Below are 12,515 nucleotides of genomic sequence, written 5' to 3'. Positions count from 1 at the left end.
TTCCTCAGAGCCCTCTCGAACGGATAACCGAATTGATTCCCAAAGTTTTCGATCGACTAGCAAGCTTCTGCCTCCGACACAGCGCGAGGATTCTCGTACTCGCCGGAGTCATCGGACTGGGCGCCATCGTTGCCGCATCCTATCTGAGGTTCGATCCGGAGATCCTCAACATGATCCCCGACAACGAAGAGGTCAACGAGTTCCGGAGGATCCTCGACGACCTCGGTACGATCGACTACCACATCGTCGTGCTGAAGTTTCCGGAAGGCGCCGGATGGGAAAATTACGTACCGTTGGTCGACCACATGGCGCGCCAGTATCAGGCGCTTCCGATGGTGGAAGCAGTCGAGTTCGAGATTCCCGATCCCGTCTCTCTCGTTCGTGAGGTATTGCCGAACGCGTTGCTTCTGATGAGCCCGGAAGAACTGGAGCTCGTCCGCGCACGGCTGACCGACGAGGCAATCAGATCTGCTCTGGCTCGCAACCGGGCCCTCCTCCAGACTCCTCAGTCGGGCGCGATGAAGGAGCTCATCACCCTCGATCCGCTGAACCTCCTTCCGATCTTCCTCGACAGATTTCAGAAGGCGGGAGGCGGTTTCGACATCGACCCGACCGCGGGCTACTACCTCTCGTCCGATCACTCGACACTGCTGATTCTCGTCAAACCTGACCATCCCGCGCAGGATATGGGCTTTTCGCGACGCATGATGGAACAGGCAGACGCGATCGAAGAACGGGCGCTGGGCCGGTTCACTGCCGAACAGCCGGACGTTCCTCTGCCAGCCGTCGCATACACCGGCGGCTATTCGATTGCATTCGACGATGCGGAGCTCATCAAGGGAGACGTGATCGCCAACGTTCTTTTCTCCTTCTTCGGCGTTCTCCTGCTCTTCACGTACGCATTCAGGCGGGTATCGGCGATCGCTTATGCCGGAATCCCGATGTCGCTCGCGATCGTGATGACGTTCGGATTCGCCGGTCTGGCACTCGGAGTCCTTTCGTCGGCCGCCGCGGGCTTTGCTGCGCTGCTCGCCGGCCTCGGCATCGACTTCATCACCGTCCTTTACGAGAGATACGTCGAGGAGCGCAACGCGGACCGCCCGATGGCGATCGCTCTGACCAACACGATCCGATCGACGCTGCCTGGTGTCGTAATCGCCGCGATCACGACGGCGGCGACTTTCTACGGCTTTCTCGTTACGGACTTCCGAGCAATGACCCATCTCGGTCTCCTTACGGGAACCGGAATTCTCTTCTTCTTTCTCTGCGTCGCGTTTGTCCTTCCGGCGCTCATCGTCCAGGTGGACGGCCGCTCGAAGAAGGTTCCCAGGCTCTATCTGCACACCTTCGGATCGGACAAACTGATCGCGCTCAGTCTCGCCCGGCCGCGCCTCGTGGTAGCCGCCTGGGCAATTTTTCTGGTGATTGCGGCGATCCTGAGCTTTCGACTCGAGTTCAGCGACAACATCGAGAATCTTCGCGCCAGCGACAATCGCGGAGTTCTCGAGCAGACGTATCTTACGGAGAAGTTCGGCTCATCGTTCGACTTCATGATGCTCGTCACACGAGACCAGAACCTGCAGGAAACGCTCGAGGAGACCGCAGAGATGACCGCGGAGCTCGATCCGCTGGTCGCCGACGGAACGATCGGGTCCTACCAGGCGATCACCACGTTCATCCCGCCCAGGAGCCAGCAGGAGCAGGTGATCGCGACGATCGAGAACGATGAGACGGGAGCGTTCGACCCGGATCGCATCCGGCGCACCTTCCTCAGCGCATCCGACGCCAACGGCTTTCGCGAGGGGGTCTGGGAACCCTTCCTCGACTCCTTCGACCAAGCGCTCCGTCCGACCGAACCTCTCTCGATCGACGACGTCGACAACCCCGCTCTCGAGCGACTCTCCCGCCGCTTCATTCAGCGCATCGACGACGGAGGATTCCTGTCGGTCGCGTACATCTATCCGACCACCGGCGTATGGGGGCGGGAGGTTCCCGAATCCCTCATGGCCGTCGGCCGCGGCGGCGATCAGAGAGCGCTGACCGGCGTGAACCTCGTGAGCGCCGTCCTCAGGAAGATCGTCAGGGCGGATGCTTTCCGCGCCACGCTTCTCGGATTCGTGATGGTGCTGATTCTTCTGTCGCTCGGATTCCGGTCGGTTCGCCGCGCTCTGCTGATCTTCGTCCCATTCGTGGCTGGTTGCATCGGAATGCTCGGGCTGATGGCGGCGCTCGACATCGACTTCAATTTCATGAACATCTTCGTCGGGCTCATGCTGGTCGGAGTCGGCACCGACTATGGGATCTACATGGTGCAGCGATATCTCGAGAATCCGTACGAGTTCCCGCTTCATGCGAGCGACACCGGGAAGGCCGTCGTGATGGCCGCGCTCACCTCGATCATCGGATTCGGGTCATTCGCGCTCTCACATTACCCAGGACTTCGCTCGATCGGATACGCATCATTCTTCGGGATCGGCCTCAGCGGGCTCGGAGCGATCACCCTGCTGCCCGCGATCCTGGTGCTCCAGCGCAAGCCCGATCCGGAACAGGTCGAAAAGACGATGTTCGTCGATCATGCTATCCGGCCGGAGGAGGTCGCGACTGGCCCGGCCGCAGCCAAACCAGTAGAATGACGCGGTCAGTGGAGACGAAATGAGCGAGCCGACCCGTACCCTCCCCTCCTGGATCATCGCAACCGCCGGAAATACCCGGTTCCGGGACTTCCTGATCGTCATCAGTGCCTCGATCGTCATCGCGGTGGCAGCGCAGGTTGCGGTTCCGTTGCCGTTCACCCCCGTTCCGATGACGCTCCAGCCGATGGCGATCCTGCTGGTCGGAGCGCTGCTCGGATCGACTCGAGGATTCGCCGCCGCAGCTCTCTACCTTTTCGAGGGCGCCATCGGTCTTCCGGTGTTCGCGAATGGAAAAGCCGGCCTCTTCTGGCTTGTTGCCGGCCCGACCGCAGGTTATCTCCTCTCGTACCCGATCGTCGCATGGGTCACGGGCCGGCTTTCGGAAAAAGGGTGGAGTGGCTCACCCCTTCGAACGGTCGCGATGATGACCATCGGACTCGCGATCATTCACCTGTTCGGATGGTCGTGGCTTGCCTCGATGATGGGGCTCGGGCCAAAACAGGCGTTTCTCGCGGGTACCGCTCCGTTCATCACCGGAGACCTGGTCAAGATCGCACTCGCCGCTGTGCTTCTTCCGAGCCTTCAGAAATACCTCGACTTCCGGCGTCGGAAGGACTGACAGCCTCCCTCGTCTCCCACGCACTCATCAGCTCCGCCGTATCCGTGATGATGGCGTCGGGCCACTCCCGGCGCAAGTGCTCGATCTCAGCGAGTGAGTTGACCGTATAAACCAGGACTCGAAGACCTTGCTCGTGGGCGTACCGGATGAGCTCGGGCGAGGATCGCCTGTGGTCGACGTAAAGCCACGAAAGTCCGTTGCGAGAAGCCTCGTCGACCCACCGCGAGTCGATCGGCCGGTCTCCCGAAGCGTCGATGCCGACTTCGCAGCGGCACTGGCGGGCGAGCGTGCTGGCAATCAGCGGTGAGAAGCTGTCCATGACGATCTCTTTTCCCGGGGTGCGGCGGGCGACGACGGCGGAGGCTCTGAGGGCGATCTTTTCGTTCTCGAGCAGCGAGCTCCCCTGCGGCTTGACCTCAACCAGGAAATTCACCTTCTCTCCGAGCTCCGCAAGCACCTGTTCGAGGGTGACGACGTTCTCATAGCCCGGAAGGCCGCGAAGCTCTTCGAGCGTCATCGACGAGACGGCTCGCATCACGCCTGGCGCCTCACGGATGACGGTGTCGTGAACGAGCACGAGGTGGCCATCGGCCGTGAGGTTCACATCGACCTCGACCCATTCGAATCCGTCGGCGATCGCCAGCTCGATCGTCTCGATCCTGTTCTGCTTCTCCGGCGGTTCCTCCCCCCGGCTCTGGCCGCGGTGAGCGACGAACCGCGGACGTGCGACCGGGGGAATCGGGGAGACCTCGCTCCTCGCGGCGCGGGGGGCGGGCGCAAATCCGTCGCTTTGCGTGAGGTGACTGCTGATGCGGCTCGCCAGTTCCCAGATCCCGACGGCAGCGCGCGAATGACGATCGAGATCATCCGCCGCGGGCTCGCCGTAGAGCTGAACCGATACCCGTTTCGTGATCAGATCGAGCCGCACTGCAGCATCCGAAAACCATACGTGGAACTCTTCGGCGTTGTCGCCCGTCACTGCGTAGACGATCCGCTCATCGGGCCACTCCGACGAAGGGACGAGCAGATCGAGACCCTGGTCGCAAGGTCCGGGCGAAAGATCGAGCAGCCCCAGCAGCGTCGCAGGAAGATCGAAATGCGCGCCGAGCCGGTCGAACGTCCGTCCCGCTGGAAGTCCCTCGCCATGAATCAGGAGTGGAACGTCGAATCGCGTGACCTCGTGATCTTCCACGTGCCGTTCTCCTTCGAGATGCGGTGCGTGATCCGAGGTCACCAGGAGCAGCGTCCCGCGCGGAGCTTCGTTCTCGAGAAACCACTCGTAGAACGAGCCGAGCTGCTCGTCGAGAAACCTCAGAGTCTCGATGAATCGAGCCCGATCCCCTTCACCTTCGAAGACGTGCTCCCTTTCGGGCGGGAGAATATAGGGATCATGCGTCGTCAGCGTGAACAGCGTCGCGAACCAGGGTGCAGTCGATCCGTCCTCTCTTCGCCCCGAGATCCATCGCCTGAGCTCCGCGAAGGTCACATCATCCGAGTGTCCCCATCCGAGAAATGGATGCCCCGCCGATACGTCATATTCGAAGAGCTCCTCGAAGCCGACCATCTGGAGAAATGTCCGCTGCTGCTCGAACGACAGATCACCGCCGTGAAAATAGGACGTTTCGTACCCTTTCCCTTTCAGGATCCGGGGAAAACCGTCGAGATTGTTCAGTGGCCGCCTCCACAGAAGGTGTTGAGCCGGCTGGGGCGGCACGCCCGCGAAGAGAGCCGGCATCGCCTGGACGCTCTTGCTTCCCGATGCCTTGAATCGTTCGAAGGAGACCGACTCCGACCGGATCCGGTTGAGCGCGGGCATGACGAGCTCGCCGCGATGAACCATCTTCATCTCCTCGAGCCCGACGCTCTCGAGAACCAGCAGGATCGCACTTCGATCGTTTCCCGTGCGCTGAGGATTCCGAGGCGTCGTCGCACAGAGCGGATAGCGCTGGTCGACTCCACCGAATGGCGCGCGATGTCCGAGGAGCCGCTGAAAAGCCAGGACGTCGGCCCGCTGCAGATCCTCCCCTGCCATCTTCACCGTGCTCCGGAGCTGCCAGGTCTGGATCGCTCGGAAAATCGGCACGCGGCTCTCGCTGGACATCCGAGACGGCACGACCGAAGGGAAGGCATGAACCACGGCGGTCAGGGCAGCCGAAACGACACATATTGCGGCAGCAACCCGCAGCAGCCGGCGTCGCCACGCGACTTTTCCCTCGATATTTCCTCGCGATAGCGCCTCGGCGTCGAGGATGAGAATCGCGGTTGCCACCCCCACCTCGAGGGCGACCGCCGCCAAAGGCGCATTCGCCGCAATCGAGGAAAGGAGATGCGTTGCTTCACGCAGGTAATAGAGGAGATCGACTCCCGGAAGCCTTCCGAAAACCGCCTCGAAATGAAACGCCGCAACGTTGACGAAAACGACCAGCAGCGTACCGAGATGAATCAGCCATCGGAAGGAGGAAGCTCGAAGCAAATGGAGCGGCAGGACCAGCAACAACCCGAAAGCGATCTGGCCCGCGAGTCCGATCAGCAGCCCGATAAAGTCGATCGACTCGAGCCCCCGGCCTCCGAATGTGGCGAGGATGATCACCCGGAGCAGCACCAGAACGAAGCCGAATAGAATCGGCCACGTCACGAGCAGCGTCTGTTCTCCGTCCTTCGTTGCGATCATTGTGGGCACCGGCCGGCTGGTTCAACGGCAAAGATAACTCAGCCTGTGTTTCGCATTCCGGCAGCGATTCCATTGACCGTAGTGACGAAGGCCTCGAACAACCCTTCAGCGTGCCCTTCCTCCCGGAGCCTTCGGAGTACTTCGACCTGAATCAGGTTGATCGGATCGACGTAAGGATTCCGGACTTCGATCGAGCGTTGCAGCACACGGTTCTGGTCGAGCAGGTTCGCTCTTCCGGTGACCTTCCCGATGACCGCGACCGCTCGTGCGAGCCGCTCGCGCAGCGTCTCTCCGAGGTCACGGAGATCATCGGGGACCAGAACTGCGTCGTAGCGAGCGGCGATCGAGGGTGATGACTTCGCGAGAACCATCTCGATCAGATCGATCGTCGATTGAAAGAATGGCCACTGCTCGTACATTTCCCTCAGCGTCGACAGATGCCCCTCCTCGATCGCTTCGTGGAGAGCCTCATCGGCGCCGAGCCATGCCGGAAGAAGCAGTCTCGTCTGTGTCCACGCGAACACCCAGGGGATCGCACGGAGGCTCTCGACCCCTCCTCCCGCGCGTCTCCTCGCCGGACGGCTCCCGATGTTGAGCATTCCGAGCTCGGGCTCCGGAGTGGCGTGCCGGAAATAATCGACGAAGCTCGGTGTGGAGTAAACGATCTCGCGGTACGAATCGGCGGAAGTCGCGCTGATCCTGCTCATCAGCTCCCGCCATTCCCGCCTCACCTCGGTTGGCGGGGTGAGGGCCGCTTCGAGGATCGACGAAACATAGACTTCGAGGGTTCGCTCGGCAATTTCCTCCAGACCGAAACGAGCCTGAATCATCTCCCCCTGTTCGGTGACCCGCATCCGACCGTCGATACTTTCGGGCGGCTGCGACCGGATGGCGACACGGGTGGGGCCGCCTCCGCGGCTGATCGTTCCTCCCCGTCCATGAAAGATCGTCAGGTTCCACGATTCCCGTCGCGCCAGCCCCGCAAGATCTTCCTGCGTCTGGTAAAGCGCCCAGTTCGCAGCGAGACGGCTTCCGTCACGGGCTGAATCGGAATAGCCGAGCATGATCTCCTGGCTCGAGCCGCAGACTTCCCGGTACCAGTCGATGGCGAACAGCCGCTCCATCGTCGCGCGCGCATTTTGAAGATCTTCGAGGGTCTCGAAGAGGGGAACGACACGAAGCGAAGACCGGCCGATCTTTCGCTGAAGCCACTCGACGGCGAGCACGTCGGCGGGGGATGCGGCCATCGAGATGACATACGCGCCGAATGTCTCCTCCGGCAGCGACCCGATCATCCGGAAGGTCTCGAGTGTTTCGAGGGACTCCGGGTCGAGATCCTGATCGACGTCGGCCGGAGTCGGATCTGCCAGCTGCTCCAGCAGCCACTCCTCCCGCTGCCTCGGCGGCCATTGGTCGAACGGAAGCCCCGTCGCCGCCGCGATCGCCAGGTCGTGCCTGCCCGCCTCCTGACGGACGTCGAGTTTCGCGAGCGTCACTCCGAAGGTGGCGGCGCGGCGCAGCAGATCGAGAAGCCCGCCCCGCGCGATCGTCTCGTGGCCCGTTTCGATCAGCGATCGCCAGCAGGCCATCAGCGGCTGCCGGAGCTCTTCGTGCCTGACCAGATCGCCGGGCTGGTAGGTTTCGTCCTCGAGGGCCCGCTCGACCTGCTCGATCGTCGTCCGAAGCCGCTGCTCGAGCTGATGGAGGACTTCGCGGTAGGGCTCCGCGTTCTCACCAGACATCGCTCGGAGCTCATCGGAGGCTTCCTTCAGGGAGAGGTCGCTCCGCAGTTGCGAGATCTCTCTCTGGTACAGGACCGCCGCGAGCCAGCGCGCGCGAAGCGCGGTTCGCCGCGTGACACCCACGGTGACGTTCGGGTTGCCGTCACGGTCTCCACCCGCCCACGAACCGAAACGGAACGGGGAGAACGATGGATCCTGCTGGATTCCGATCGTTTCCAGATCTTCCTCCATCCGGCGGACCACTTCAGGAACGGCGTTCCATATGGTCTGCTCGAAAATCATCAGCCCCCCGCGCGCCTCGTAGATCGCCGAAGGCTTTTCGTGCCGGATTTCTTCGGTTTTCCAAAGGATCTCGATCGTTCGCCGGAGATCATCGTGGAGTCTGCTTGACGCCCGAGGAGTCAGTTCCGACGAGTCGAGCGCCGCCAGCAACTCGCCGACTTTCCGGTTGAGCATCAGAATGGTCCGGCGCAGGACCTCCGTCGGATGGGCGGTGAGCACGACCTCGATCCGAATGCGATCGAAGGTCTCCAGGATCTCCGATGCCGTTCTGCCGCCGTCGATCAGCCTCCGCGCAACATCGGCGAGAGATCCCTGAGGAACCAGCCCCGCTCTCTCCTTTTCCTGACGGCGGCGAATCCGGTGGTGTTGCTCCGCGACATTCGAGAGGTTGAGAAACTGTGTAAAGCATCTGGCGATGATTCGCGATTGCTCGACGCTCAGGCCCAGAAGGAGTGAGCGGAGCGTCTCGAGCTCCGACTCGTCACCCTGCCGCACCCGTTTCGAAAGATCCCGAATTTCCTCGACCAGATCGAAGATCCGATCTCCTTCGAACGCGCGGATGACCGAGCCGAGCTCGGTCCCGAGCATCCGGACATCGTCGCGCAGCGCCTGGAGCGGATCGGACACGGTACTCCCACCTTATGAAAGTTTCGTGCAAAAAAAAACGCCACCGCGGCCTGAGCCACGGTGGCGTCAAGGGAGCCTTTTCGCTTACGGCGTTGCAGCTGGCGGCGTTGCCGGAGCTGCCTTTTTCGTCGTTCTTCGTCTTGATTTCTTCCGAGCCGGCTTTCTGGCAGCCTTCTTCGTCGACTTTTTGGCTGTCCTCTTCTTTGCCGGACGCTTCTTCCCAGCTTTGCGCTTTGCCGGGCGCTTCTTCGCAGATTTCTTCTTCGCAGACTTTTTCGCCGGGCGCTTCTTCGCGCTGCGTTTCTTTGCAGCCTTCTTCGCCGGGCGCTTCTTCGCGGTTCGCTTCTTCGCGGTCCGCTTCTTCGCCGGACGCTTCGCTGCTTTCCGCTTTGCCGGTTTCTTCGCTGCTTTTCTCTTCGCCGGTTTCCGTTTTGCTGCTCTCTTTTTCACTGCCATGATGTCTCCTTTCGTCCCACCAGATCTTTCGAAAAATCGCTCCCTAAACTTCACGTAATTCTTCAAGGGAATTTATACCACAATTTTTAATCCAGATGTAGACGAAAAATCAATGTCCGAAAAATTGATTCGTAACCGAATGGGTGCCGGCCCCGAATCTCCGATCCGTTTCGACGTTGTATAGTCCGCGCCGACCATGCCCGCTCTCCGGATCCTCTACCTCATGGAAGACACCGATCTGTCGGGCGGAGTTCGCGTTCAGCTCGCACACGCAGACGAGTTGATCCGCCGAAATCATCACGTGTCGATCGCGACCAAAGGTCAGCCTCTGACCTGGAGATCGTCCGCCGCAAACTGGATCTACGTCTCCGATTTCGGCGAGCTCGACGCGGGCGGGTTCGATTTCGTCGTCGGGACATTCTGGAAAACGGTCGAGCCCGCATACCGGCTTGCCGGGGATCGCGCCGTCCATCTCTGCCAGGGTTACGAGGGCTCCTTCTCCTTCTACCAGGACGAACGTGAGGAGATCGAGAGAATTTACTCGTTGCCAATACCGAAGCTCGTGGTGGGGAGGCATCTCGAGGCACTGATCTCCCCCTTCACATCGGACGTCACCTGGATCGGTCAGATCGTCGATGATGATTTCTACCAGCCTAAAGAGCCCGAAAGCTCCCCACTTCGAGTTCTTCTGCCGGGAGCCGCCGAGATTGACATCAAAGGAATCGATACCGGCTACGACGCCGCGCTCCACGCGCGATTCCGCGGTGCCAGCTTCGACCTGGTCCGCGTCTCCCCGTGGCGGCCGGGGGGAGCCGAGCCGCTGGAGCACGTCGCCGAATTTCACGCCGCGCTTTCCGCGCCGGAAATGGCGAAGCTCGTCCGCACCATCGATGTCGTCCTCGGTCCCTCCCGCCGGGAGGAAGGCTTCGGTCTTCATGCCGCAGAAGCGATGGCCACCGGCATTCCCGTCATCCTGACGCGCATCCCTTCGTACCGATCCTTTTCCCCGGACCAGCGTTTTGCGACCTTCGTCGATGAGGACGATGCAGTCGCGATGGGAGATGCTCTCGCGGAACTTCTCGACAATCGCGAGCTCCGCCAGCTTCACTCAGCCCTCGGTAGAAAAGTCGCCGAACAGTGGCGGGCCCGGAACGTTGGAAACCGCCTCGAAGAGTTCTTCCGATCGAGGCTTCAGGGAGGCGACGCGAAATGAGGTCGATTCCGATCTGGTCGCTCATGCTGCTTCTCTGTTCGGTATCCCCGCAACCGAACGCTGCGGAGACTGAAACAAGGGCCGGCGCGGAGAGCTCGAGCGCGGAAGTTCTGATGCGGCTTCTCGACCGGATCAACCGCGACCGCTCGAGGCACGGGCTCGCCACGGTCGCCCTCGACACCGAGCTCTCCGAGATCGCTTCGTTGCGTTGCGCTCGCCTCATCCACGACCGGACACATGGACACTTTTCCACCGACGGCTTGCCTCCCTACCTCCGCTACTCGATGTCGGGCGTTCACGGCTACATCTCGGAGAACGTCGCGTCCTGGTCCTCTCCGAGGACAATCCCGACCGCAGCGGTGGAAGGTTTGCTCATCCGCTCTCACAATGAGATGGTCACCGAGATCCCTCCTTTCGACGGGCACCGCCGGTCGATTCTCGATCCATGGGCGACTCACGTCGGCCTCGGCTATGCCGTCTCGGGTGGTGAGCTCCGCTTCGTCGAAGCGTTCGCGCGCAGGTACGTCTCCTGGACCTCCGAGATCCCGGCAATCACCGCGGCCGGATCGCCCGTGCACCTCGAGGGCGTCGTCGAAAAAGGGATGGAGCTTCTCGAAATATCCGTTCACTGGGAGCCGCTTCCGCGGCCGATATCTCCCGAGCAGGCGGACGCGATCAGAAGCTATGACTTCCCGCAACGGCCTCGATTCATCAGAAACGATGGAGGAACCGGAAACGGGAGGTTCAGCATGAAGGTCCTCCTCGACCAGGGCCCGGGCATTTACAGCCTCGTGATCCACCTCAGTCCGGGCGACGAACGCCAGTTCGAGGGAGCGAGCGTTTCGATCATTGCGATGCCGGCCGACAATCGAGATCGCTGAGACCCCGTGCTCGCGGGGCCATATACTCCACGTCGAATGCGAAACGGTGATGAACCTCTAAAGAACGACATCGGCAACGGCAAAGTTTGGGACTGTGCGATCGTCGGGGGCGGACCGGCCGGACTGACCTGCGGAATCTTCCTAGGGCGGTTTCGGCGAAGGGTTCTGATTTTCGACTCCGGTGAGCCGCGGAACGCCGCATCCCTCGCGATTCACGGCTTTCTCGGACAGGCCTCGATTCCTCCCCGCGAGCTCCTGGCCAGAGGCCGGGAAGAGGCGCGTGAGGCGGGCGTAGTAATCGAAAACTCTCCGGTTCGATCGATTGAAAGAGACGGCGATTGTTTTCTCGTCATCTCCGACAGCTGCGAAGCCCGTGCGCGCCGCGTGGTGCTCGCGTACGGCGTCCGGGACGTGCTTCCCGACATCCCGGGACTGAAAGAGTCCTACGGCCGGGGGATCTATCACTGTCCCGATTGCGACGGCTTCGAAGTGAGCGACATGAAGATCGGCGTCATCGGGAGCGGCGAAGGGGCGGGTCACATAGCGCTACGGCTTCTGATCTGGTCCGACGACGTGACGATCTTCACCAACTCCGAAGAGCCTTCTTTTTCGGAGGAGCAATCGAGCAAGCTGGCGGCGAGGGGTGTTCAGATCAATCGGGAGAAGATTCTGAAGATTGAGCCAAAAGATGAGAGGAGTGTCGGCGGCGTCGTGCTCGACAGTGGCGCAACACCGGACATCGAGGCCATCTTTTTCGCCGTCGGCTGCCATCGAACTTCAGACCTCGCCGAACAACTGGGATGCGAGATCTCGAGTAAGACAATCGACATCGTGGTCGACGAGCATGGGCTGACTTCCGTGAAGGGCGTTTATGCCATCGGCGACCTGACGCCCGGGTCGAAGCTCGCCATCACTGCCGCTTCGGACGGAGCCATCGCGGCAATCGCGATCAACGACTCGCTCACCCCTCCCGGAAGCCGGATCTGAGATCAGTCGTGGTCCCGTTCGTCCCGCTCGCGTGCCGCTTCCCTCGCGGCTTCGAGCCGGCGAATCTGCAGATTGAGGAACTCGACCAGAGCCGAGCTCTGCTCTTCAGGACTCTCGAGGAAGGTGAGCGAGGAGCGAAAAACGTATTCGCGCCCCCGCGAGCCTTCCTGGACCTGGACGACCGATCGAAGGACCTCGCAGGGAATGTAGAACCCGGTGTAGCTGGGAAACACGAGCGTGCAGCTCTCACCAGCATGGATCGGAGAGCGGTGGGTTACCGCGGCGCCCGACAGACTCAGGTCGACCAGCTGGGCGTCGATATCCGACAGCTGGACGGGGATCGATGGGGTCTCGTATCTCTCGTGACGGCGCCGCTCTCTCAAACTCTCACCTGAGGCTCAAGT

The 12,515-nt window shown here is 61.4% G+C and carries 9 protein-coding genes; 6 read left to right on the top strand and 3 right to left on the bottom strand.

What is annotated here, in order from left to right; translation table 11 throughout:
- The first annotated feature begins 32 nt into the window (after positions 1–32).
- Positions 33–2,633, top strand: coding sequence for an MMPL family transporter (locus tag KY459_06525; GenBank protein ID MBW3564363.1), 2,601 nt, complete (start codon positions 33–35; stop codon positions 2,631–2,633).
- Between the two features lie 19 nt (positions 2,634–2,652).
- Complete coding sequence (locus KY459_06520) at positions 2,653–3,252, top strand: biotin transporter BioY (GenBank protein ID MBW3564362.1); 600 nt, start codon at positions 2,653–2,655, stop codon at positions 3,250–3,252.
- Here the strand turns inward: KY459_06520 and KY459_06515 are convergent.
- The gene (locus tag KY459_06515) at positions 3,179–5,923 is read right to left on the bottom strand and encodes a sulfatase-like hydrolase/transferase (GenBank protein ID MBW3564361.1); all 2,745 of its coding nucleotides are present in this window, start codon (positions 5,921–5,923) and stop codon (positions 3,179–3,181) included. The two genes, KY459_06520 and KY459_06515, sit on opposite strands and share 74 nt — an antisense overlap.
- Before the next feature lie 38 nt (positions 5,924–5,961).
- Positions 5,962–8,535 (bottom strand): phosphoenolpyruvate carboxylase, encoded by a 2,574-nt coding sequence (gene ppc, locus KY459_06510; GenBank protein ID MBW3564360.1) that lies wholly within the window; start codon positions 8,533–8,535, stop codon positions 5,962–5,964.
- A 64-nt stretch (positions 8,536–8,599) separates the two neighbouring features.
- On the opposite strand from ppc, the gene KY459_06505 reads away from it, so the two are divergent.
- From KY459_06505 to KY459_06490, 4 genes are all read left to right on the top strand, one after another.
- Positions 8,600–9,088: a hypothetical protein gene (locus KY459_06505; protein MBW3564359.1), complete on the top strand. Its 489-nt coding sequence runs from the start codon at positions 8,600–8,602 to the stop codon at positions 9,086–9,088.
- Between the two features lie 138 nt (positions 9,089–9,226).
- Positions 9,227–10,243 carry a glycosyltransferase family 4 protein gene (locus KY459_06500; GenBank protein MBW3564358.1) on the top strand — a complete coding sequence of 339 codons (1,017 nt, stop codon included), beginning with the start codon at positions 9,227–9,229 and terminating at the stop codon, positions 10,241–10,243.
- Complete coding sequence (locus KY459_06495; protein MBW3564357.1) at positions 10,240–11,124, top strand: CAP domain-containing protein; 885 nt, start codon at positions 10,240–10,242, stop codon at positions 11,122–11,124. Before KY459_06500 ends, KY459_06495 begins: the two co-directional genes overlap by 4 nt.
- Positions 11,125–11,160: 36 nt before the next feature.
- The gene (locus tag KY459_06490) at positions 11,161–12,111 is read left to right on the top strand and encodes an NAD(P)/FAD-dependent oxidoreductase (GenBank protein ID MBW3564356.1); all 951 of its coding nucleotides are present in this window, start codon (positions 11,161–11,163) and stop codon (positions 12,109–12,111) included.
- A 2-nt stretch (positions 12,112–12,113) separates the two neighbouring features.
- Here the strand turns inward: KY459_06490 and KY459_06485 are convergent, their stop codons facing one another.
- Positions 12,114–12,494 carry a PilZ domain-containing protein gene (locus tag KY459_06485; protein MBW3564355.1) on the bottom strand — a complete coding sequence of 127 codons (381 nt, stop codon included), beginning with the start codon at positions 12,492–12,494 and terminating at the stop codon, positions 12,114–12,116.
- Between the last annotated feature and the right edge of the window lie 21 nt (positions 12,495–12,515).

This window comes from Acidobacteriota bacterium (assembly GCA_019347945.1).
In the GTDB taxonomy this organism is placed as follows: Bacteria; Acidobacteriota; Thermoanaerobaculia; order Gp7-AA8; family JAHWKK01; genus JAHWKK01.
Note: the sequence above shows the minus strand (reverse complement) of the source record. Positions and strands in the feature narration are given on the sequence as shown.

Coding starts and splice junctions, on each gene's coding strand:
- KY459_06520 (MBW3564362.1), top strand. CDS start 2,653: ATGAGCGAGCCGACCCGTACCCTCCCCTCCTGGATCATCGCAACCGCC.
- KY459_06515 (MBW3564361.1), bottom strand. CDS start 5,923: ATGATCGCAACGAAGGACGGAGAACAGACGCTGCTCGTGACGTGGCCG.
- ppc (MBW3564360.1), bottom strand. CDS start 8,535: ATGCTCGGGACCGAGCTCGGCTCGGTCATCCGCGCGTTCGAAGGAGAT.
- KY459_06500 (MBW3564358.1), top strand. CDS start 9,227: ATGCCCGCTCTCCGGATCCTCTACCTCATGGAAGACACCGATCTGTCG.
- KY459_06495 (MBW3564357.1), top strand. CDS start 10,240: ATGAGGTCGATTCCGATCTGGTCGCTCATGCTGCTTCTCTGTTCGGTA.
- KY459_06490 (MBW3564356.1), top strand. CDS start 11,161: ATGCGAAACGGTGATGAACCTCTAAAGAACGACATCGGCAACGGCAAA.